This window comes from Pseudomonas sp. SMSB3, assembly GCF_052041965.1.
GTDB lineage: Bacteria > Pseudomonadota > Gammaproteobacteria > Pseudomonadales > Pseudomonadaceae > Aquipseudomonas.
Window position 1 is genome coordinate 335,985 of sequence record NZ_JBKGGV010000004.1, and the last position, 20,679, is coordinate 356,663.

The window sequence follows — 20,679 nt, forward strand, 5'->3', positions numbered from 1 at the left end:
GGGCCGCGGTGCGACCCTGTCGAGGCAGGCTAGTCGAGGTCCGCTGCGCTATGGCGCTCAGGCACCTAGCTGGCCTCGTCGCCCCACGTGCGGTTGACCCGCGTGCCGCGCTGTACGGCAGGCCGCTCGGCGATCTCTTGCGCCCAGCGCTGGACGTTCGGGTACTCGTCCACGGCGAGGAACTCGGCGGCGTTGTACAGGTTGCCGCGCACCAGTTGGCCGTACCATGGCCACACGGCGATATCGGCGATGCTGTATTCATCGCCGCCCAGGTAGCGGCTTTCGGCCAGGCGCCGCTCCAGCACATCGAGTTGACGCTTGGCTTCCATGGTGAAGCGGTTGATGGCGTATTCGATCTTCAGCGGTGCATACACATAGAAGTGACCGAAGCCGCCGCCCAGGTAGGGAGCAGCGCCCATCTGCCAGAACAGCCAGTTCAGGCACTCGCTGCGGGCCGCATGTGCCGTGGGCAGGAAGGCGGAGAATTTCTCTGCCAGGTAGAGCAGGATCGAGCCCGACTCGAACACCCGCACCGGCGGCTCGACGCTGCGATCGAGCAAGGCAGGGATCTTCGAGTTGGGATTGACGGCGACGAAACCACTGGAAAACTGATCGCCCTCACCGATACGGATCAGCCAGGCGTCGTATTCGGCGCCGCTGTGACCCAGGGCAAGCAACTCTTCGAGCAAAATAGTGACCTTGACCCCATTGGGCGTGGCCAGGGAGTACAGCTGCAATGGATGCTCGCCAGTGGGCAACTCTTTATCGTGGGTGGGCCCGGCGACTGGCCGGTTGATGCTGGCGAACTGGCCACCGGCTGCTGCGTCGTTACGCCAGACCTTGGGCGGTACGTAGGGGGACGTGCTCATGCAGGGATCTCCTCGATAGGCGCGAAAGCGGGCAGGTAAACACCTGGACCTGCATGTATGCCATGGGTTCGCCAGGCAGCGCAAATGCTTCAAGGGCGCGGGCGAGGGGGGCTGTCGGGTGGACGATGACTTTGCCGCACGGGTACAGAACGGGGCCATTGCGTTGCGGTCAGAGTGTCTGTCAGTCTTCTTCGGTTCAATCGTTCATGACGTGAGCGAGGGTCCCCCGGTCGCGGCCGAGGTGAGTCATGGATAAACACGGGCTGGCGCAACAGCGCTCAGCCCATTGAGCAGGTTACAAACCGTGAACGAAACAACTTCGGATGATTCGTCCGAGAAACTGCGCCTGGTGCTCGAAGCCGCCAGCGTCGTAGGGTCCTGGGTATGGGACATTCCCAATGATCGGGTAACGGCAGATGAACGTTTCTCCCGTTCATTTGGCATCCCTGCGCAAAAGTGCGAGGCGGGCATTCCGATTGCCGAGGCCTTCGCGTCGATTTATCCAGAGGATCGCGAGCGGGTATCCAGGGACATCGAAGACGCCATGGCGCGCGGCGGCGCGTTTCGCTGTGAGTACCGGGTGCGCAACGATGATGGCCAGTATCATTGGATCGAAGCCACCGGGCATGCCCAGCTCGATGCCCAGGGGCATCCGGTGCGCTTCCCCGGCGTGCTCGTGGACATCGAATCGCGACGCGCCGCCGAAGCCGAACGCGACCGCGTTTCGGCCCTGTTGCGCTCGTTCACCGCTGCCGTGCCGGGGGTGGTCTACGCCAAGGATCTCGAGGGCCGGATGCTCATCGCCAACCACGGCGCCACCGAGCTGATCGGCAAGCCGCCCGAGTTCTATCTGGGCAAGACCGACCTTGAATTTCTGGAAGACAAAGGTCAGGCCCGGCAAGTGATGCTAACCGACCAGGAGGTCATGCGCGGCGGCAGGACCGTGCAGATCGAAGAGCGCGTCGACCTGCCTGACGGCTCCGAGCGCACCTGGCTTTCGGTCAAGGCGCCCCTGCTCGATGAGCACGGCAATGTGATCGGCCTGATCGGCTCATCGATCGACGTGTCGGGACGCAAAGCGGCAGAAGCGGCGCTCCTGGAGCTGAACCGCACCCTGGAAAAACGCATCAGCGAAGCGGTCGCCGAACGTGAAGCGGCGCAGGAAGCGCTGCGCCAATCGCAGAAGATGGAAGCTATCGGGCAACTCTCCGGCGGCATCGCCCACGACTTCAATAACCTGCTGGCCGGCATCACCGGCAGCCTGGAGCTGGCCAAACTGCGCGGCCAACAAGGGCGCACGGCCGATGTCGAACGCTACCTGGGCGTCGCGCATCGCGCGGCCAAGAAGGCCGCCGCGTTGACCCACCGTTTGCTGGCGTTTTCCCGGCGTCAGCCGCTGCAGCCGGCGCCCACGGATGTCAACGCCTTGATCGGCGGCCTGGAAGATCTCATTCGCCGCACGGTCGGTCCGGCGATCGCGCTGAAGGTCGACCTGGGGGCGCAGCTTTCGACGTGCCTGGTCGACCCCGCCCAAGTCGAAAATTCATTGCTCAACCTCTGCATCAATGCGCGTGATGCCGTGGGCAAGGCCCAGGGCACCATCAGCATCACTACCCGCAACGAAACGCTCGAGCAAGGGCCGGGCCTGGATGCCGAGCTTGCGCCAGGCGCCTACGTGTCCATTTGCGTGGCTGACGATGGCATGGGCATGTCGGCAGATACCCTGGCCAAGGCCTGCGAGCCGTTTTTCACCACCAAGTCCATCGGCGAAGGCACAGGCCTTGGCCTGTCGATGGTCTACGGCTTTGCCAAGCAGTCTGGCGGGCAGGTGAGGATCACTTCGCAGCAGGGGCAGGGCACGCAGGTTCATATTTCCCTGCCCAGTCAGTCGTGCCAGGCGCACGTCGTCGTCCGCGAGCCGAGCGATCATGATTTCACCCGCCAATGGGCAGAACGCACGGTGCTGGTCGTCGATGATGAACCGTCGGTTCGCCTGTTCGCCAGTGAGGTGCTCAGTGGCTTGGGCTTCACGGTGATCGAGGCGAACGACAGCCAGGCTGGCTTGCAGTTGCTGACATCCGACACGCCGATCGACCTGCTGGTGACTGACATTGGCCTGCCGGGCGGCATAAACGGCCGGCAGATGGCCGATCACGGGCGCCTATCGCGTGCCGATCTGCCGGTGATCTTCATGACCGGCTACGCGAACCCATCGATGTTCGAGGGCGAGGCCTGGCGTGAGTCAGCGGCAGTGCTGGTCAAGCCCTTTGCCATGGACGATCTGATCGCTCAGGTCCACGCGCTGCTGGGCGCGGCCAGCCGGCCGCTGGAATGAGGGCTGGCGGACGCTTTGGAGTTTAGCCACTCAAGCATTCTGGTGCTCGGCCGCCTGGGCTGAAGCGAGGCGACAGCGATCGCAGTCGATCTGTTGCGCAAGGGTTACCGGCAACTGTGCTGGTCGCTTGCTGGGAAATTTCCTTATGCTGTTACGAAATATGTCTAGAACTCGCATAAGGAACGCCCAATGCCGCTCAAGGACCTGCTGATCGCCCTGGTGGTGATCATCGCCTGGGGAGTCAACTTCGTGGTCATCAAGGTTGGCCTCGATGGCTTGCCACCTATGCTGTTGGGGGCATTGCGCTTCGTGCTGGTGGCGTTTCCGGCGGTGCTGTTGATCAAACGGCCGAAGCTGCCTTGGCGCTGGCTGATTGCCTATGGGGCGACCATTTCACTTGGCCAGTTCGCCTTCCTGTTTCAAGCCATGTACAGCGGCATGCCGCCGGGTCTGGCCTCGCTGGTGCTGCAATCCCAGGCATTCTTCACCCTCGGCTTCGCTGCGCTGTTCCTTGGCGAGCGCCTGCGTGCAGCCAGCGTCGTCGGCCTGCTGATCGCCGCCAGCGGCCTCGCGGTAATCGGCAGCGAGGACAGCAGTCACGTGCCCATGCTGGCGTTGCTGTTGACGCTGTGCGGCGGTGCCATGTGGGGCATGGGCAACATCATCACCCGGCGCTTCGGCTCGGTGGACCTGGTGGCATTGGTGATCTGGGGTGGATTGATCCCGCCATTGCCGTTTCTGGCCCTGTCCTGGTGGCTTGAAGGTCCGCAGCGCATCGGCCACGCGCTGCTGAATATCGGCTGGAGCTCGGTACTGGCCCTGGCCTACCTGGCGTTCGTCGCCACCATGCTCGGCTATAGCCTGTGGAGCAAGCTGCTGTCGCGCCACCCAGCAGGCAAGGTCGCGCCGTTCTCACTGTTGGTGCCGGTCATCGGCCTGAGTTCATCGGCCTGGCTACTCGGCGAGCGGCTGACCGCAGCCCAGGGCTGGGGGGCCTTGCTGGTGATGCTCGGCCTGCTGGTCAATGTCTTCGGGCCGATGCTGGGGCGGCGCTTGCGCGCGGCGAGTGCGCACTGATCGGCCCTGGGCTTTTTGCTAGACTCGGTCGTCTTTCGCCTAGCCCAGGGAGCATCCCATGATCATCTCCACCACCAGTCACCTCGAAGGCCGCCCGATCGCTGAATACCTTGGCGTGGTCAGCTCCGAATCGGTGCAGGGCGTGAATTTCGTGCGCGACTTCTTTGCACGCTTTCGCGATGTCTTCGGCGGTCGTTCGCAGACCCTGGAAAGCGCACTGCGCGAGGCTCGGGTGCAAGCGACCGAAGAGCTCAAGGCGCGCGCACGGGAAATCCATGCCGATGCCGTGGTGGGTGTGGATTTCGAAATCAGTATGCCGTCGGTGCAGGGCGGGATGGTCGTGGTGTTCGCCACCGGCACGGCCGTGCGCTTGCGATAGCTAAATGCCACTTGTCGGCTCCGGCAAGTTCGTCCAAGCAGTCTGCTTGTGACCGACTAGTCTGCAAATCACGGATCGCGTTTCCCAGGTTGGCTGTACGCCGACCGACGCGGTTGCTGCTGAGCGGAGACTGGGCATGAGCGAGTCCTTTTTCGAAGACATGAACGATGCGTTCCCCATCAATAGCCAGGTGCGCTGCGGGCAGGCCGCGTTCCGCCTGGGTTTTGCCCATATGACCCTCGATGAATCCGAAGAGGTCAGGCCAATACATCTGCAGCGGGCCAAAAAAGCCCGCTTCACGCCTCGAGTACCCGCGCGCAAATAGGTGCTGGCGACAGCTGCACGATTGTGAGCGCGCTCACACAATGCCCGCCGAACGGCAGGTTTATATCGAGGTTGTTTGATCCTGGGCAGGGTATGGGTGAGTTGCGCTCGCGGGTGCCAGGGGATTGTGGTTTTCTGGTGATGTATCCAGGAAACGGAGGATTGATTTTCCATGCGAGTCAGGGACGAGACTTACTGGCAGTGGGCTGATGCGCAGCTGCACAGCCGCTGCCACGATGAGGTATTGAGCGACGGTACAACCCTGGACGTGCAGGTGCGTCTATCGCGGCTTGGCGCGACGCAGTTGTTCTTGGGGTTGTATGGGCAAGATGGCCAGGCGAAGCTTGAGGAATACTATGCCGCAAGGCCTGGTGAAACCATGACCCGAGCATTGGTGTGGGGCGTGAACCGGGCGCGGGCTTTGGCCATCGGCGCATTGCCCATGCCCCGTCAGGCGCGTCGCGGCATGAAAAAGCCCGGCCTATGAGGGCCGGGCTATTCGAAGGTGTCGAGCTCAGTTCAGCGCATCGATTACCTTGACTGCCTGCCGCTCTCGGGCGGCGGGCCATTCTTGTTGCAGAACCTGCAGCACGCGCCCCACGAACTCGGTGTCGGCAGCGGCCTTCTTGCCGACGTAGCCCTGGCCACGGCGGTAGACCTTGAAGCGTGCGCGCATGCTGGGCAGATGCGCTTCGAATTCATCTTCGATCGTGTTTGGCGGCAGCCGGTCGAGGCGCACTTCGCCACTCTGGCTGACCCACAGCAGGTGGTCATCGAGGCTGTCCTTGCGTACCGCGAACAGTTCGGCCAATTGATCGATGGTCGGATCGTTGTTCAAGTTCATCATAAAGCCCCCATTACCTATTTGTTGTTGATTGTCACAGTTGGCGCCACAGGATGTAGCGCGCTACCAAGGCTGCTACCGCAGCATCGCAACAGGGGCTTTCTCACGCTGCCTTTTGGACAGATTCCCGCTCCACGAACGGCCTGCGTTACCGCGCAGGCCGTCTGGAATACCCTTGCCACCGCTCCCGATCGGGGAGACGGCTTCACTATGCACAAGCGTCGAGAACGCCGTCAACCGTTTTGTAGTGAATATTTTTTCTCACTACATATTGTCGGACAATCCATTTTCGGTGACTGAGCGGTCGAGTCTGGAAAGTATTTCGAAGGCCGCTCGCACGCGTGCTTCGTTGGGATAGTTGCGGTTGGCAAGCAACACGATGGCGTTGCCCCGGGCCGGAATGAACGCGGCGTAGGCACCGAAGCCACTGGTGGAGCCTGTCTTGTTGTACCAGGCGGCTGGCACTGCAGGGAGCGGCGGAGCCAGCCGTTGGGTCGCTTGCGGCTCGAGCGCCACCCGCGAGCTGTTGCCCTCGAGAAGTTGAGGCAGGTCGACCGGGTAGGCATAACGTTCCCAGCCCAGGCCTTGAGTCATGTTGCCGACCTTGAAGTAGCCGGCCTGGGTGGTGGATATCGCATTGCGCAGGGGCGGGGACAGCTCAGCCGGTTGCATGTGCAGGCGCACGAAACGCAGCAGGTCGGTCGCGCTGGTCTTGATGCCGTAGGCTTCATCGGCGTAGGGGCCTGGGTTGACCCGCACTGGCTGGTTCTGCGCATCGTAGCCCTGCGCGTAGCGTGCCTGAGCGTCTTGCGGGACTTGCAGATAGGTGTGAGGCAAACCCATTCCGGGCAGCAGCTGCCCGGTCATGACCTGGGCGAACGTGCGGTGCTGGGCCCGCGCAGCCAGGTCGCCAAACAGCCCCAGGCTCGGGTTGGAATAGCAGCGCTGGGTGCCTTGCTCGCTGCGTGGCGTCCAGTCCTGGAAAAACGCCAGCACTTGCTCGGGCGTATGCACATGGTCGGGGAACTGCAGGGGCAGGCAGTCTGCGCTGTAGGCGCCGAGCGCAAGGACACTGGCCTTGCCCAGCGCAGTGCCGGCGAGCGCGGATTGGTAGTGCTCGGCAGGGGCGTTCAGGTCGAGTTTGCCCTCGGCACTGGCCAAGCCGGCGAGGGTGGCGGTGTAGACCTTGCTCAGCGAGCCGATCTCGAACACGGTATCGGGGCTCACCGGCTGGCCGGTCGCCGTGTTGGCGACCCCGTAGCTGAAGTAGTGCGCCTGGCCGCCGGTGTAGAGAGCGATGGCCATACCGGCGATGTCATGGCGTTTCATCAGCGGCCGCACTACATCATCCACCTGCTGCTGCAAAGGTTGAGCAGCATGCGCTGCGGTCAGGCTGAAGAGAACGAGCAATGAAGCAAGGTACCGGCGGGGCATGCAAGGGTCCTTTCTGGCAAGTGTCCGTTGGGCGACACTGTTGGGGGTTACAGCGTTAGCAGGAAAAAACGCAAAACCTTATCCTCTGTCGTTGCACAACGACAAGATGGAAACTGTTATGAAGTATTTGCGCATGTTATTCGACAACTTCACCTTGTGCCTGCTCGGGGTGGTGGTGATTGCTACCGTGCTGCCATGTTCGGGCGATGGCGCAGTGTATTTCGGCTGGTTGACCAACCTGGCGATCGGCCTGTTGTTCTTCTTGCACGGGGCCAAGTTGTCACGTGAAGCGATCATTGCCGGTGCCGGCCATTGGCGCCTGCATTTGCTGGTGTTCTCCTGTACGTTCGTGCTCTTCCCACTGCTGGGCCTGGCGTTCAAGCCGCTGTTTCTGCCGTTGGTGGGCAATGAGCTGTACCTGGGGGTGCTGTACCTGTGTGCGTTGCCGGCAACTGTGCAGTCGGCCATCGCTTTCACATCGCTCGCCCGCGGCAATGTGCCCGCGGCCATTTGCAGCGCTGCGGCGTCCAGCCTGATCGGGATCTTCCTCACGCCACTGTTGGTGATGCTGTTGCTGGGCGCCAGTGGTGATACTGGCTCAGGGCTCGATGCGGTGCTCAAGATCACCCTGCAGCTGTTGGTGCCCTTCGTGGCTGGGCAAATCGCCCGGCGCTGGATCGGCGCCTGGGTCAAGAACAACGCCCGCTGGCTGAAACTGGTCGATCAAGGCTCGATTCTGCTGGTGGTGTATACCGCGTTCAGCGAGGCAGTGGTGACCGGGCTTTGGCACACCGTATCGTCGCAGCACCTGGCCGGCTTGTTCGCCGTGTGCGGGATTCTGCTGGCCGTGGTGCTGGTAGGTACGCACTTGCTGGGCAGAGTGCTGGGCTTCAACCTCGAAGACCGCATCACGATCCTGTTCGCCGGCTCCAAAAAGAGTTTGGCCACCGGTGTGCCGATGGCCCAGGTGCTGTTCGTCGGTAGCGGCATCGGCGCGATGATTCTGCCGCTGATGCTGTTCCATCAGATCCAGCTGATGGTGTGCGCCGTGCTGGCCCAGCGTTATGCCAGCCGCGAGCAGGCTGCCGAGCAGGTCGGCGCGTCGTCTTGACGGTACCTGCGGCCCTGGTTGCCTGGCGTGATCGCCGGCAACTATGGCCGATGGGCGCTTTGACGGCCTTGGCGATCATGCCCTAGCGTTGTTGGCCAGGTGATCAGTCAATCAGGAGGCGCCATGCCAGAGCAATGCAAAGTCGTGCTGGTGGTCGGGGCCGGTGATGCGACCGGCAGCGCCATCGCCAAGCGCTTCGCTCGTGAAGGCTTCGTCGCCTGCGTGACGCGCCGTCAGGTCGACAAGCTGCAGCCACTGCTCGAGGACATCCGCGCCAGCGGCGGGCAGGCCCATGGATTTGGTTCCGATGCGCGCGATGAGCAGGAAGTGGCTGAGCTGGTTGAAACCATCGAGCGCGATATCGGGCCGATCGAAGCCTTCGTTTTCAACATCGGCGCCAATGTGCCCTGCAGCATCCTCGAAGAAACGCCGCGCAAATATTTCAAGATATGGGAGATGGCCTGTTTCGCCGGCTTTCTCACCGCCCAGGCCGTGGCGCGGCGAATGGTCGGCCGCGAACGCGGCACCATCATGTTCACCGGAGCCACCGCGGGCACGCGCGGGGCTGCCGGCTTCGCCGCGTTCGCCGGGGCCAAGCACGCCTTGCGGGCGTTGGCCCAGAGCATGGCCCGTGAACTTGGGCCGCGCAATATTCATGTCGCCCATGTGGTGGTCGATGGCGCCATCGACACCGCATTCATCCGCGACAGCTTCCCCGAGCGCTATGCCCTGAAGGATCAGGACGGCATCCTCGATCCTGAGCATATCGCCGACAGCTATTGGTTCCTGCATGCACAACCGCGTGATGCGTGGACGTTCGAACTGGACCTGCGCCCGTGGATGGAGCGTTGGTGAATACGCTGTGCCAGGAGTGTGATGCATGAGCAAAACCGTGGAGTTCTACTTCGATATCGGCAGTCCAGCCAGTTACCTGGCCTGGACTCAGCTGCCTGCGCTGTGCCAACGACACGGCGCGCATTGGGTGTATCGCCCGATGCTACTCGGTGCAGTGTTCCAGGCCACCGGTAACGCCTCACCCGCGATGGTCCCCGCCAAAGGCCGCTACATGTTCAAGGATCTTGCTCGCTACGCGCGTCGCTATGGAGTGCCATTTGGCTTGCCACCAGGGTTCCCGATCAACACCCTGATGCTGATGCGCGGCGCCCTGGGCATGCAGTTACGCGAGCCAGGGCAATTCGAGGTGCTGTTGGCTGCGCTGTTCGACGGTCTGTGGGCGCAGCAGCTCGATCTCGGCGACGCCGGGGTGCTGGATCGACACCTCGCTGAGGCCGGAATCGACCCAGACCGCTTCCATGCGCTTGCCGCAGACGCCGAGATCAAGTCCGAACTCAAGCGCCTTACCGAGCAGGCTGTGGCGCGCGGTGTGTTCGGCGCGCCAACCCTGTTCGTCGAGGAGGAAATGTTTTTTGGCCAGGATCGCCTGGACTTCGTCGCCGAGGCGTTGAGCCGGTGAACTCTGGCGTCTGACGGGTACGGCCAGGCGGCTCAGAAATTGGCGGGTGTGTTGGCGCTGATGATTTCCGCTTCGTCCTGGCCAATGTTCTTGAAACTGTGCGGCAGGGTGGTGGGAATGTAGTAACCGTCGCCTGAGTTGAGGACGCTCACCTGGCCATCGACCCACAGCTCCACGGTGCCGCGCGTGACCAGTCCGCATTCCTCGCCCTCGGCATGCACGATTGGCTCGCCGGAATCGGCGCCGGGCGCGTACAGTTCGCGCAGCATGCGCATTTGCCGGGCTTCTACGCTGGCGCCTACCAGCAGCATGCGCAGGCCATTGCGGCCAAGGTCCGGTTGCTCGCTGGCCCTGAACACGAAACGCTCCTCACGTGCCGGCTCGTCGAAGCTGAAAAACTCGGCCAAGGACATGGGAATGCCTTCGAGCAGTTTTTTCAGCGAGCTGACCGACGGACTGACACGGTTTTGCTCGATCTGCGAGATCGTCGAGTTGGTCAACCCGCTGCGCCGGGCCAGTTCCCGTTGAGAGAGGTTATTGCGCTCGCGCACCAGTTTGAGTCGTGTCCCCGTGTCCATAGCCGCCTTGTAATTAGAGGTGTTGAAAATAATGGGCGACGCATTAAAACATACTCTGCAGGCTTGCGCGCTGTGCGTATCAGGAGCGCCCGACCACGCGCCAGTGCTGGCCCGAGCGGCGCGCTGCACGCTCGGGCCGAGCGGTCACTCGCCGCGCCCGACGGGGCCTGGCCACATGCTGCGCAACACACCGTCGCGGCGCACCAGTGCATGCATCAGCGCCGCCCCCAGGTGTATGAGCACGGTGGCGAACAACAGGTAGCCCGCCCAGCCGTGGGCCTGACGCAGCACGGCGTACAGTTGCAGGTCTTGCGGGGCGATGGCCGGCAGTTGCAGTGGGCGCGGATAGCCGCCTGCAGAAAGCATCGCCCAGCCCAGCAGCGGCATCGCCAGCATCAGGGCATACAGCAACCAGTGCGACGCCTTCGCAGCCAGGCGCTGCAGGCTTGGCAGGTCAGCGGGCAGCGCTGGGTGCGGCAGGCTCAGGCGCACACCGATGCGGATGACCACCAGCAGCAACAGGGCCAGGCCAGTGGCTTTGTGCAGCTCGACCAGCAGGGGGTGGCGCGGCGACAAGTCGCCGACCATGCTCACGCCGATGAACAACATGCCCAGGATCAGCAACGCCATCAGCCAGTGCAGCAAGCGGGCGAGCGGATGGAAGGTGACCGGCTTCATGGTTGTGCTCCTGTTCCCAGCGACTCGCGGCTGCGCCGGTTGAAAGATTCCGAGTAAGCCGCCGAGCGGGCGGCGAGAATGGGGTCGGCAGACGGCTCGATGCCGCTTGGCAAGATCAACGGGTCGAAGTTCAGGTCACGACACGCGCCTTGCTCAGGCGCGTCGACGTGTTCGATCACCAGGCTTCCGGCGTCGATACTGCGGCGCTCGGCCGGCCACGGCTTGGCCGGGTCGTCCACGGCATCGCCCGGGTCGGCCAATACCACACGCAACGTCCAGCGCAACGGGCCCTGGGCCAGGCGCTGCTGCAGGTCGTGCTGCAGGAACAGCTTGTCGTCGACCTGGCCGGGCAGGGCGGCGAACGGTGTCTGCGGCTCGAGTTGCCAGCGCACCGGATGCGCCGTGCCGCTGGCATCGATCAAGCGGAAGGCGTTGATGCTGTGATACTGGGTATTGGCGAAGCTGTCGCTGGGTTTATAGCTGGCCGCCCATTGGCGGAACGCCGCACTTTCGGGGTGAGCGGCGAAAAAAGCCTGCATCCTGGCAGGGTCCGGCTTGCCGGTGGCAGGGTCTGGGGTGCTGGCCAACACCTGCTGGTAGAAGCTCTGCGGGGTGCTGACGGCCAGGACCGGTGGGTTGTTCATGCCGGTGCGCCAGATTTGCCCGTCATCGGTGCTCAACTGAACCGCCAGGCTGCGCACCGCGATGGCGGTGTCGGGGGCGTACGGATTGGCACCACCGATGGCGAAGCGGCCGATCACCGGCACCCGCGCCTGGCTGAACGCGCGCGCGGTGGACAGGCTGGCGGCTTGACCGCTTGGCTGGAAGTAACCGCTGATGCACAGGCCCTTGGAGTGGTTCTTGCGGTAGCCGGGGTGATGCCCAGCCTGGGCCTCGAACGTGTCGATGATGCGTTGCGGGGTAAGCTCAGGGCTGCCGATCCAGCCGGCGGCATAAGCGAAGCCTGCGCCCAGCGCCAGCATCGCCGCGCCGATGCCCGCCAGGCGTAAAGCCTTGGCGGGGCCGTGCAAGGGTGAATTCATGTGAGTGCTCCGCGTCGGTAAAAGTGCAAGTACGACGCAGCCAGGCGAAACTTATTCCTTGGCCTGGAATAGATTTCACGATCAGCCGTCTGACCTTACACTGACCACCCAGCGCCCGGTACTGACCATGCAAGATCTGGACGAACAACAATGGCGAGATCTGCTGCAGCGCTTGCGGCGCTTTGCCTTGTGGCTGACGCGCGAGCCGGCCAGCGCCGACGATCTGGTCCAGGCCACCGTCGAGCGGGCCTTGAGTCGGCGCACTCAGCAGCGCGAAGCCGAGGCTTTGCGCGCCTGGTTGTTCACCATTCTCTATCGCCTGTTTCTCGATACCAAGCGCCGCGAACGTCTGCACGCCCGCTGGTTGTCGTGGTTCGGCCGTGGCTCGGCCGACGATCCAGCGCTGGGCGACAATACCGAGGCCATCGTCTTCGCCCAGGCCGATCTCAAGGCATTCGCCCAGCTATCGACTGAGCAGCGCGCGTTGCTGTTGTTGGTCAGCGTTGAAGGCCTGAGTTACAAGGAAGCGGCCCAAGCCCTGGAAATTCCAATCGGCACGGTGATGTCGCGCCTGTCACGCGCGCGTGCCGCCTTGCGTGGACTGACCGAAGGCAATCCCGCGCCTGCGCCCTTGCGGAGACTTAAATGACCCGTCTGATCCCTGCCGAAGACGAACTGCATGCCTATATCGACGACCGCCTGGAGCCGGCGCGCCGCGCCGAGGTGCAAGCCTGGTTGGCGGCCAATCCACAGGAAGCGGCCAGGGTCGAGGGCTGGCGCAACGATGCCCGGCGGCTGCGCACCGCCTTGGCCGGTTTCGCCGAGCAACCGGCAGCGGGGGCCTTGGACCTGCAGCACATCAAGCAACGGCTGCGTCAGCGCCGCCAACGACGCCTGGCCTCGGCGGCGGTCGTGATGTTGGCGCTGGGCATCGGTGGCATGGGCGGTTGGCAGGCGCGGCAAATGACCTTGGTCGCCAACGCGCTACCGATGGCCGATGCCGTGCAAGCCCATCGATTGTTCGCCAGTAGCCAGGCCCTGGACGTCCAGGTCAGCGACCCAGGCCAATTGCGTGATTGGCTCGGCCGCCACTTCAGCCGGGTAGGCACCTTGCCGGATCTGGCCGGCTACGGTTTTCAGCCCGTCGGCGCGCGTCTGTTGAGCAATGAACAGGGGCCAGCGGCGCTACTGGTGTTCCAGGACCGTAATGGCGAGCGCATCAGTTTGTTCCTGCGCTCGCCCGGTGACCATTATCAGCGCATGCCCCAAGGGCAGCGCGTCGATGGCCAGCTCGAAGCGCGTTACTGGTCACATGGCGCGTACAATTTCGCGCTGGTCAGTGCCGCCGACGATCGCCGTGGGGCAGGGGTGGGCGAGGCACTGCGGCTGGGGCTGTGAAAGCTTCTGCAGCACTGGCGCACAGCTCGCACCATCAATGGCCGACGTGAAGCGCTTAAGCCAGCTCTAGCCAGATCGGCGCGTGGTCCGACGGCTTTTCCATGGCGCGCAATTCATAATCCACCCCAGCCGCCTTGATCCGCGGCACCAGCGCCTGTGAAGCCATGATCAGATCGATGCGCAAGCCCCGCTTGGGGTCGTCCTCGAAACCCCGGCTGCGGTAGTCGAACCAGCTGAAGCGGTCATTCACTTGCGGATACAAGTGGCGGAAGCTGTCCACCAAGCCCCAGCCTTTGAGCCGCTGCATCCACTCGCGCTCTTCTGGTAGGAAGCTGCACTTGCCGGTTTTCAACCAACGCTTGGCGTTGTCCGGGCCAATGCCGATGTCGCAATCCTCGGGAGAGATGTTCATGTCGCCCATCACCAGCAGCGGCTGGTCGTGCTTGAACTGGCCTTCGAGCAGTGCTTGCAGGTCGCTGTAGAAGCGTTGCTTGGCCGGGAACTTGGTGGGGTGGTCGCGGCTTTCGCCCTGAGGGAAGTAGCCGTTCATGATGGTGATCGGCGTACCGTCGGCATCGGCGAAGGTGCCCCAGATGAAGCGCCGCTGGGCATCGTCTTCATCGCTGGCAAAGCCTTTGACCAGGCTCAGCGGTGCCTGACGTGAGAGCAGCGCGACGCCGTAGTGCCCCTTCTGGCCGTGAAAGTGCACGTGGTAGCCCAGCGCTTGCACCTCGGCCAGGGGAAACTGATCGTCACTGACCTTGGTTTCCTGCAGGCCGATCACGTCCGGCTGATGCTTTTCGATCAGCGCGGCCAGCTGATGCGGACGGGCGCGCAGGCCATTGATGTTGAAACAGACGATCTTCATGTAAAGACGATCCCGGCAAAAGGCCGGATGCTAACCAACATCGGCCGCGATCACCAGCCTGGCGGCAGTGGTGTTTAAAGATGAACGATGCACAGCGAAGCGTCTCCAAGGCACAGAGCAGCTATTTCCAGGAGGACTGCCCGCCATGCCCGAAACCTCTGCCGCCCAGGCACGTGTCTGCCTGCTCGATGCCGGCTACCGACGAGAAGCACGTGCGCTACTGTTCGAGGCGTACCGTAACGAACCCACGTTTGCCTACCTGTTCGAAGCCCAGCGACCCGGCTATGAACGGCGGCTGCGCACCCTGGTGCGTGAGTGGGTACGCCAGCATTTCTACCTGCAACTGCCTGCCGTTGGCCTGCTGCTCGACGATCGCCTGATCGCTTTGGCGTTGATCGTCCCGCCGCTGCGCCGCCTGGGCGTGGCCGATAGCTGGGCGTGGCGCTTGCGCATGTTGCTGGGGGCAGGCCAGCGCTGCACTCGGCGTTATCTGGACTATCAGGCCGCACTGTCGACCTGCGTGCCGCCTACCCAGGTGCATACGTTGCCGCTGCTGGGCGTACATCCGGACTATCGCGGGCAGCACTACGGCGAGCAATTGTTACAAGCTGTGCACGACTGGTGCGCTGACGATCCCGATACCGAAGGCGTGGTGCTGGACTCTGGCAACGAGCACTACCTGGCGTTCTACGCCCGCCAGGGCTACGAGGAGATCGGCGAAGTGGCGTTGGGGCCTATCCGCGAGCGGGTGTTCTTTCATCCCAATCCGGCGAGGAGCCTGCCATCAATCGCTTGAACCGGCCCTCTGACGGCTCCCTTGGGCGCTTGGCTCTGGTAGCATGCGGCGCATGACGTATTCAGGAAGACTTACCTGGGGCCTGGTTTTCTGGGTGGCCAGTTTTACAGCATGGGGCCAGAGCGAGCTGGTGGTGCAGGTCAAGCCTGCCAACAAAGCGCTCAAGACCAATGTAGAGGGTTACATCGGCAGCCTGGGAGACCGTGACGAAGAAGCGCTGGTGCGTTTCAGTCGCGGAGCCGAGGAGCAGGCGCGCAAGGCGGCGCAGGCGCTTGGCTATTATCTGGCGCAGATCGACACCGAAGTCAGGCCGCCTGCCCAGGCTGACCAATCGCCGCGCCTGATCATCAAGATCGAGCCAGGTGAGCCGGTGCGCTTGCGCAATGTGACGGTGCGCATCGAAGGTCCGGCCAGCGACATGCCGGGTTTTCACGTGCCCGACAGCAAAGCCTTGCGATCCGGAGCCCAGCTCAATCATGGCCTGTATGAAGATGCCAAGCGGCTGATCCAGAACCAGGCGTCGCGTTACGGCTTCTTCAGTGGTCGCTTCAGCCGGCAGCAGTTGGCCGTCGATCCCAAGGCGGGCGTTGCCGATATCGACCTGGTGTATCAGAGTGGCCCGCGCTATCGCCTGGGGGCTGTCAAATTCACCGGCGACACGCCATTGGACGAAGACCTGCTGCAACGCATGGTGGCGTTCAAACCAGGCACACCCTACGATTCCCAGCTGATCGCCGAACTCAACAACGACCTGCAGTCCAGTGGTTATTTCGAGGGTGTGCGGGTGGACGCAGCGCCCACCGCCGCGGTCGCCGAGCAGATTCCGGTTCAGGTACGCCTGGATACGCGCAAGCCTCGTACCATCGGCCTGGGTCTGGGCTACTCGACCGACGTCGGGCCGCGCGGCAAGGCCAACTGGACGCGGCACTGGGTCAATCCGCAGGGCCATAGCTATGGCTGGGAAACCGAGCTGTCCGCACCCCGGCAGAACGTCGGCATCTGGTACGACGTGCCGCTCGACCCGCCCCTGACCGACAAGCTGCGTTTCGCCGGCGGCTACCAGAACGAGGAAATCGCCGGCACCGATACCCTGAGCAAGCTGCTTACCGTAGGCCCTGAATGGCACAGCAAGCTGCCCAGCGGCTGGCAGCGGGTGATCTCGCTCAAGTATCAGCGCGAAGAGTACCGCCTGGGCGACGACTCGGGGCTGAGTACGCTGCTGATGCCCGGGGTGAGCTATTCGTACCTGCGCAGTGACAACCGCATCGACCCGCACAATGGCTACCGTCTGCAGTTCGATGCGCAGGTCGCCAAGGAAGGGCTGGTGTCGGACACCAACTTGCTGCATGGCAATGTGTTGCTCAAGGGCTTGACCACGGTCGGGCAGAACCACCGCTTGCTTGGCCGTGTCCAGTTCGGTGGCAGCGCCACCAACGGCTACAAGAACAACATCCCGCCATCGCTGCGGTTTTTCGCCGGCGGCGACCAGAGCGTGCGCGGTTACGACTACCAGACGTTGTCGCCGAAGAACAGCGACGGCGATCGCATCGGCGGCCGTTACCTGGTCGCAGGCAGCGTCGAGTATCAGTATTCGCTCACCGATAAATGGCGAGTAGCGACCTTCGTCGACCAAGGCAGTGCGTTCAATAACCTGGAATTGCCCAACCTCAAGACCGGGGTCGGCTTCGGTGTCCGCTGGGTCTCCCCGGTAGGCCCGCTGCGCCTGGACCTGGCCAAGGCGCTGGATGACGAGGGCGGCATTCGCCTGCATTTCTCCATGGGGCCTGAGCTGTGAAGCGTGTGTTGAAATACCTGCTGTTGGGCGTGTGCGCCACGCTGCTGCTGGTGGTGGTGGCCCTGGCGGTGCTGTTGGGCAGCGAAAGCGGCAGCCGTTGGGCGCTTGCCCGCGTACCGGGGTTGACCGTGGATGATTTTCAGGGCCGGCTTGCAGGCACCTGGCAAGCCAGCCGCTTGAGCTGGATCGACGGCGACACCCGCGTCCAGGTGCAAGCGCCGTTGCTCGACTGGTCGCCTGCCTGCCTGCTGCGTGCCAGGCTGTGTATCGAGCGCCTGCATGCCCAGCGCATCGACATGGCCTTTGCCCCAAGTGAACAGAAGGCAGACAGCGGGCCGATAGAGTTACCCAATCTGCAATTACCCCTGGCCATCGATGTAGGCGAGGTAGTCATTGGTCAACTGCGCCTCGATGGCAGTGATCTGCTCGGCGATCTGCACCTGGCAGCGCATTGGACCCAGAACGGTCTGCGCGTCGACAGCCTGCGCTTGCAACGGGATGACCTGCGCGTGGACCTGCAAGGCGACATCAAGCCCGAAGGCGACTGGCCGTTGCAGCTGCAGGGCCAGGTCCAACTGCCCGCCGTTCAGGGCAAACCCTGGCAGCTCGATCTCACGGCCACCGGCCCGCTGCAGCAGACCCTGCGTCTGGAAGCCACCAGCAGCGGCTACCTCGACGCACGCCTGAACGGCGAGGTGCAGGCGTTGGCCGAACACCTGCCAGCGCAACTGCGCATTCGCAGCGACAGCTTCAAGCCGACAGACGCGCTGCCTGACACCTTGCGCTTCAACGACCTGCAATTGAACGCGCAGGGTGATTTGCTCAAGGGCTATAAACTCGCCGGTACTGCCAGTCTGCCCGCTGAGCAGGGGCCTATAGCCCTCGCACTGAATGGATTGGTCGACGCCAAGGGTGCCAGGCTCGACGCCCTGGACTTGACCGCCAACGACAGTCAGCAGGTCAAATTGCAGGCCACAGCCGATTGGCAGGAGGGCGTGACCGCTGACGCGCAGCTTGATTGGGTGGATTTTCCGTGGCTGCGTCTGTATCCGCTGGAAACGCCGCCCCAGGTCACGGTCAAGCGTTTCAAGGCTAACGTTCATTACCAGGACGGCAACTACCAGGGTACTTTCGATGGCGATCTTGATGGTCCGGCGGGTGCTTTTACCCTGGCCAGCCCATTCGAAGGTGATCTGAGCCAAGTGCGCCTGGGGCAATTGGCCTTGACTGCCGGGCAGGGCAAGGCCACTGGCAGCGTCGCCGTGCGCTTTGCCGATGCGCTGGCCTGGGACGTCGACTTGCAACTGTCGGCGCTCAATCCGGCGTACTGGCTTGCCGAGCTCCCCGGTACCCTCGCCGGGCCACTGCGCAGCAAGGGCCAGATGAAGGACGAACAGCTCAGCCTGGATGCCCAGCTCGACCTCACCGGTCGTCTGCGCGGCCAACCGGCGATGCTCAAGGTCCAGGCCCAAGGCGCCGAGCAACAATGGACCCTCGGCACCCTGGCGGTACAACTGGGTGATAATCGCATCAACGGCAGCGGCAGCTTGCAGCAGCGCCTGGCCGGGCAGGTCGATATCAACCTGCCGCGTCTGGGTCAGCTTTGGCCAGGGTTGCAGGGCCAGGTCAAAGGTCGCCTGGATCTCGCCGGCACCCTGCAGGCGCCGCAAGGCAGTCTGGCCCTGCAAGGCCAGCAATTGGCCCAGGAACAAAACCGCATTCAGCGCCTGGACGTTCAGGCGCGTCTGGACAGCGCCCAGCGTGGCCTGGTCGATATGACCGCCACCGGCATTCGCCTGGGTGAAACCGTGCTGGGTACGCTGCGGGCCAACGCCAAGGGCGATATACGCCAACAGGCGCTGACGGTGGCCTTGGACGGCCCACAGCTCAAGCTCGACCTCGGCGCCGATGGCCAGCTGAACAAGGGCGATTGGCGCGGCCGCCTGGCCAGCGGCAGGATTCAGGCAGGCGGACAGGACTGGCAATTGCAGGCACCCGCCCGCCTGCAACGCCTGGCCAGCGGCCAGATCGATTTCGGCGCCCATTGCTGGCGCTCAGGCCAAGCCAGTCTTTGCGGGGAAGACCAGCGGCTGGCCCCGGAGCCCCGCTTGCGCTACCACCTCAAGCAGTTCCCGTTGGACAGCTTGGCGCAGTGGTTGCCAAAAGATTTCGCTTGGCAGGGCATGCTCAATGCCGATGTCAATCTCGACATTCCCGCCGGTGGTCCTAAAGGCACGGTGCGTGTCGACGCCAGCGGCGGCACGTTGCGGGTGCGCGACAACGGGCGCTGGATCGATTTCCCGTACCAGACCCTGAGCCTGGACAGCACCCTGGCGCCACGCCGGGTCGACACTCGCCTGGCGTTTCGCGGTGATCGCTTGGGTGAGTTGAACGTCAATGCGCGCCTGGACCCCACGGCCACCGACAAGCCGCTGTCGGGCGACTTCCGCCTGGCTGGCGTGCAACTGTCGATAGCCCGCCCCTTCGTGCCGATGGTCGAGCGCCTGGCAGGGCAGTTGAATGGCAATGGACGCCTGACCGGAACCTTGATGGCGCCGCAGGTCAATGGCGAGCTCAAGCTCAGCGGTGGCGAAGTCAGTGGCCCCGAGCTGCCGGTCAGCTTGCAGGACCTGTCGCTGCAAGCCCTGGTCGCTGGCGAGCAGGTGCAGCTCGATGGCAATTGGCGCAGCGGCGCCGCCGGTCGCGGCCGCCTCAGCGGCCAGCTGACCTGGGGGCAGGCGTTGGGTATGGACCTGCGCTTGCAGGGGCAGCAGTTGCCAGTCAATGTCGAGCCGTATGCGACCCTGGATGTCGCCCCGGACCTGAACCTGCGCCTGGTGGACGACAAGCTGGCAGTGACGGGCAAGGTACTGGTGCCCAAGGGCAAGATCACCGTGCGCGAGTTGCCGCCCTCGACGGTCAAGGTCTCGGACGACACGGTCATCGTGGGCAATCAGACCGAGCAGGGCAAGCCGCCCATGGCAATGGCCATGGACATCGATGTCGAGGTGGGGCAAGAGCAGTTGTCGTTCAGCGGATTTGGCCTCACGGCTAATTTGATCGGGCATGTGCACATTGGCGACAACATGGATACCCGTGGCGAACTGAGCCTGGCCGATGGTCGTTACCGCGCCTATGGCCAGCGCTTGAACATCCGCCGCGCCCGGCTGCTGTTCGCAGGCCCCATCGACCAGCCCTACCTGGATATCGAAGCGATCCGCCAGGTCGATGACGTCATCGCCGGCATTCGCCTGAGCGGCAGCGCCGAGCAGCCAACCACCACGGTGTTCTCGGAGCCTGCGATGAGTCAGGAGCAGGCCTTGTCGTACCTGGTGCTCGGCCGACCGCTGGGCAATACCGGTGAAGACAACAACATGTTGGCCCAGGCAGCACTGGGTTTGGGTCTGGCGGGCAGTGCCGGGATCACCGGCAACCTGGCATCGAGCCTGGGCATCAAGGACTTCGAGTTGGATACGCAAGGGTCGGGCAACAGCACCAGTGTAGTTGCCAGTGGCAATCTCACTGAGAAGCTCAGCCTGCGCTATGGGGTTGGGGTGTTCGAGCCGGCCAATACCATCGCCCTGCGTTACAAGCTGAGCAAGAAGGTGTATCTGGAGGCAGCCAGCGGGCTGGCAAGCTCGCTGGACATTTTCTACAAACGCGACTTCTAAGGCCG

At 63.4% G+C, this 20,679-nt stretch carries 20 protein-coding genes; 13 read left to right on the top strand and 7 right to left on the bottom strand.

The features are described from left to right. Nucleotides 1-65: 65 nt before the first annotated feature. Nucleotides 66-869 carry a glutathione-dependent disulfide-bond oxidoreductase gene (yghU, locus tag ACLEJW_RS10150; RefSeq protein WP_440777487.1) on the bottom strand — a complete coding sequence of 268 codons (804 nt, stop codon included), beginning with the start codon at nt 867-869 and terminating at the stop codon, nt 66-68. Between the two features lie 304 nt (nt 870-1,173). On the opposite strand from yghU, the gene ACLEJW_RS10155 reads away from it, so the two are divergent. The 5 genes from ACLEJW_RS10155 to ACLEJW_RS10175 all read left to right on the top strand — a co-directional run bounded on the left by ACLEJW_RS10155 (nt 1,174) and on the right by ACLEJW_RS10175 (nt 5,471). Continuing rightward, nucleotides 1,174-3,204, top strand: coding sequence for a PAS domain-containing protein (locus ACLEJW_RS10155; protein ID WP_440777488.1), 2,031 nt, complete (start codon nt 1,174-1,176; stop codon nt 3,202-3,204). 189 nt (nt 3,205-3,393) lie between these two features. Beyond that, entirely contained in the window at nt 3,394-4,281 is an 888-nt protein-coding gene (locus ACLEJW_RS10160; protein WP_313456697.1) for an EamA family transporter, read from the top strand. A 58-nt stretch (nt 4,282-4,339) separates the two neighbouring features. Further along, entirely contained in the window at nt 4,340-4,660 is a 321-nt protein-coding gene (locus tag ACLEJW_RS10165; protein ID WP_313295177.1) for a YbjQ family protein, read from the top strand. 136 nt (nt 4,661-4,796) lie between these two features. Beyond that, nucleotides 4,797-4,985 carry a hypothetical protein gene (locus ACLEJW_RS10170; protein ID WP_440777489.1) on the top strand — a complete coding sequence of 63 codons (189 nt, stop codon included), beginning with the start codon at nt 4,797-4,799 and terminating at the stop codon, nt 4,983-4,985. A 171-nt stretch (nt 4,986-5,156) separates the two neighbouring features. Further along, a complete protein-coding gene (locus tag ACLEJW_RS10175; RefSeq protein WP_313295175.1) occupies nt 5,157-5,471 on the top strand; it encodes a hypothetical protein in 315 nt (104 codons plus the stop codon). Nucleotides 5,472-5,498: 27 nt separating this feature from the next. Here ACLEJW_RS10175 and ACLEJW_RS10180 read toward each other — a convergent pair whose 3' ends face one another. Together ACLEJW_RS10180 and ampC are read right to left on the bottom strand one after the other, a co-directional pair. After that, on the bottom strand, nt 5,499-5,831 hold the full coding sequence (locus tag ACLEJW_RS10180) for a hypothetical protein (protein ID WP_145183108.1): 333 nt from the start codon (nt 5,829-5,831) through the stop codon (nt 5,499-5,501). A gap of 261 nt (nt 5,832-6,092) precedes the next feature. Further along, complete coding sequence (gene ampC, locus ACLEJW_RS10185; RefSeq protein WP_440777490.1) at nt 6,093-7,262, bottom strand: class C beta-lactamase; 1,170 nt, start codon at nt 7,260-7,262, stop codon at nt 6,093-6,095. 106 nt (nt 7,263-7,368) lie between these two features. Here ampC and ACLEJW_RS10190 point away from each other — a divergent pair, with 106 nt between their 5' ends. The 3 genes from ACLEJW_RS10190 to ACLEJW_RS10200 all read left to right on the top strand — a co-directional run bounded on the left by ACLEJW_RS10190 (nt 7,369) and on the right by ACLEJW_RS10200 (nt 9,847). After that, entirely contained in the window at nt 7,369-8,373 is a 1,005-nt protein-coding gene (locus ACLEJW_RS10190) for a bile acid:sodium symporter family protein (RefSeq protein WP_145183114.1), read from the top strand. A gap of 123 nt (nt 8,374-8,496) precedes the next feature. Then, complete coding sequence (locus ACLEJW_RS10195; RefSeq protein WP_145183117.1) at nt 8,497-9,228, top strand: SDR family oxidoreductase; 732 nt, start codon at nt 8,497-8,499, stop codon at nt 9,226-9,228. Between the two features lie 25 nt (nt 9,229-9,253). Then, on the top strand, nt 9,254-9,847 hold the full coding sequence (locus tag ACLEJW_RS10200) for a 2-hydroxychromene-2-carboxylate isomerase (protein WP_145183120.1): 594 nt from the start codon (nt 9,254-9,256) through the stop codon (nt 9,845-9,847). A gap of 32 nt (nt 9,848-9,879) precedes the next feature. Here the strand turns inward: ACLEJW_RS10200 and ACLEJW_RS10205 are convergent, their stop codons facing one another. The 3 genes from ACLEJW_RS10205 to ACLEJW_RS10215 form a co-directional block, all read right to left on the bottom strand. Continuing rightward, nucleotides 9,880-10,425 (bottom strand): cupin domain-containing protein, encoded by a 546-nt coding sequence (locus ACLEJW_RS10205; protein WP_145183123.1) that lies wholly within the window; start codon nt 10,423-10,425, stop codon nt 9,880-9,882. A 144-nt stretch (nt 10,426-10,569) separates the two neighbouring features. Then, a complete protein-coding gene (locus ACLEJW_RS10210; protein ID WP_440777491.1) occupies nt 10,570-11,103 on the bottom strand; it encodes a cytochrome b in 534 nt (177 codons plus the stop codon). Then, entirely contained in the window at nt 11,100-12,146 is a 1,047-nt protein-coding gene (locus ACLEJW_RS10215; RefSeq protein WP_313456710.1) for a catalase family peroxidase, read from the bottom strand. The genes ACLEJW_RS10210 and ACLEJW_RS10215 overlap by 4 nt, the downstream gene beginning before the upstream one ends. 127 nt (nt 12,147-12,273) lie before the next feature. Between ACLEJW_RS10215 and ACLEJW_RS10220 the strand changes: the two genes are divergently transcribed. Next, nucleotides 12,274-12,795 (top strand): sigma-70 family RNA polymerase sigma factor, encoded by a 522-nt coding sequence (locus tag ACLEJW_RS10220; protein WP_145183132.1) that lies wholly within the window; start codon nt 12,274-12,276, stop codon nt 12,793-12,795. Further along, the gene (locus tag ACLEJW_RS10225) at nt 12,792-13,544 is read left to right on the top strand and encodes an anti-sigma factor family protein (RefSeq protein WP_313295169.1); all 753 of its coding nucleotides are present in this window, start codon (nt 12,792-12,794) and stop codon (nt 13,542-13,544) included. Before ACLEJW_RS10220 ends, ACLEJW_RS10225 begins: the two co-directional genes overlap by 4 nt. A gap of 55 nt (nt 13,545-13,599) precedes the next feature. Here ACLEJW_RS10225 and xthA read toward each other — a convergent pair whose 3' ends face one another. Continuing rightward, on the bottom strand, nt 13,600-14,412 hold the full coding sequence (gene xthA / locus ACLEJW_RS10230; protein ID WP_313295168.1) for an exodeoxyribonuclease III: 813 nt from the start codon (nt 14,410-14,412) through the stop codon (nt 13,600-13,602). A gap of 145 nt (nt 14,413-14,557) precedes the next feature. Here xthA and ACLEJW_RS10235 point away from each other — a divergent pair, with 145 nt between their 5' ends. From ACLEJW_RS10235 to ACLEJW_RS10245, 3 genes are read left to right on the top strand one after another with little or no spacing between them, the layout of a single operon-like run. Next, nucleotides 14,558-15,208, top strand: coding sequence for a GNAT family N-acetyltransferase (locus tag ACLEJW_RS10235; protein WP_313295167.1), 651 nt, complete (start codon nt 14,558-14,560; stop codon nt 15,206-15,208). A 52-nt stretch (nt 15,209-15,260) separates the two neighbouring features. Continuing rightward, on the top strand, nt 15,261-17,003 hold the full coding sequence (locus ACLEJW_RS10240; RefSeq protein ID WP_313456715.1) for an autotransporter assembly complex protein TamA: 1,743 nt from the start codon (nt 15,261-15,263) through the stop codon (nt 17,001-17,003). Continuing rightward, the gene (locus ACLEJW_RS10245) at nt 17,000-20,674 is read left to right on the top strand and encodes a translocation/assembly module TamB domain-containing protein (protein WP_313456718.1); all 3,675 of its coding nucleotides are present in this window, start codon (nt 17,000-17,002) and stop codon (nt 20,672-20,674) included. The genes ACLEJW_RS10240 and ACLEJW_RS10245 overlap by 4 nt, the downstream gene beginning before the upstream one ends. The last annotated feature ends 5 nt before the right edge of the window (nt 20,675-20,679 follow it).

What these genes read in the sequence shown, in the direction of transcription:
- yghU (WP_440777487.1), bottom strand. Translation starts at nt 869, where the DNA reads ATGAGCACGTCCCCCTACGTACCGCCCAAGGTCTGGCGTAACGACGCA.
- ACLEJW_RS10160 (WP_313456697.1), top strand. Translation starts at nt 3,394, where the DNA reads ATGCCGCTCAAGGACCTGCTGATCGCCCTGGTGGTGATCATCGCCTGG.
- ACLEJW_RS10165 (WP_313295177.1), top strand. Translation starts at nt 4,340, where the DNA reads ATGATCATCTCCACCACCAGTCACCTCGAAGGCCGCCCGATCGCTGAA.
- ACLEJW_RS10170 (WP_440777489.1), top strand. Translation starts at nt 4,797, where the DNA reads ATGAGCGAGTCCTTTTTCGAAGACATGAACGATGCGTTCCCCATCAAT.
- ACLEJW_RS10175 (WP_313295175.1), top strand. Translation starts at nt 5,157, where the DNA reads ATGCGAGTCAGGGACGAGACTTACTGGCAGTGGGCTGATGCGCAGCTG.
- ACLEJW_RS10180 (WP_145183108.1), bottom strand. Translation starts at nt 5,831, where the DNA reads ATGATGAACTTGAACAACGATCCGACCATCGATCAATTGGCCGAACTG.
- ampC (WP_440777490.1), bottom strand. Translation starts at nt 7,262, where the DNA reads ATGCCCCGCCGGTACCTTGCTTCATTGCTCGTTCTCTTCAGCCTGACC.
- ACLEJW_RS10190 (WP_145183114.1), top strand. Translation starts at nt 7,369, where the DNA reads ATGGAAACTGTTATGAAGTATTTGCGCATGTTATTCGACAACTTCACC.
- ACLEJW_RS10195 (WP_145183117.1), top strand. Translation starts at nt 8,497, where the DNA reads ATGCCAGAGCAATGCAAAGTCGTGCTGGTGGTCGGGGCCGGTGATGCG.
- ACLEJW_RS10200 (WP_145183120.1), top strand. Translation starts at nt 9,254, where the DNA reads ATGAGCAAAACCGTGGAGTTCTACTTCGATATCGGCAGTCCAGCCAGT.
- ACLEJW_RS10205 (WP_145183123.1), bottom strand. Translation starts at nt 10,425, where the DNA reads ATGGACACGGGGACACGACTCAAACTGGTGCGCGAGCGCAATAACCTC.
- ACLEJW_RS10210 (WP_440777491.1), bottom strand. Translation starts at nt 11,103, where the DNA reads ATGAAGCCGGTCACCTTCCATCCGCTCGCCCGCTTGCTGCACTGGCTG.
- ACLEJW_RS10215 (WP_313456710.1), bottom strand. Translation starts at nt 12,146, where the DNA reads ATGAATTCACCCTTGCACGGCCCCGCCAAGGCTTTACGCCTGGCGGGC.
- ACLEJW_RS10220 (WP_145183132.1), top strand. Translation starts at nt 12,274, where the DNA reads ATGCAAGATCTGGACGAACAACAATGGCGAGATCTGCTGCAGCGCTTG.
- ACLEJW_RS10225 (WP_313295169.1), top strand. Translation starts at nt 12,792, where the DNA reads ATGACCCGTCTGATCCCTGCCGAAGACGAACTGCATGCCTATATCGAC.
- xthA (WP_313295168.1), bottom strand. Translation starts at nt 14,412, where the DNA reads ATGAAGATCGTCTGTTTCAACATCAATGGCCTGCGCGCCCGTCCGCAT.
- ACLEJW_RS10235 (WP_313295167.1), top strand. Translation starts at nt 14,558, where the DNA reads ATGCCCGAAACCTCTGCCGCCCAGGCACGTGTCTGCCTGCTCGATGCC.
- ACLEJW_RS10240 (WP_313456715.1), top strand. Translation starts at nt 15,261, where the DNA reads ATGACGTATTCAGGAAGACTTACCTGGGGCCTGGTTTTCTGGGTGGCC.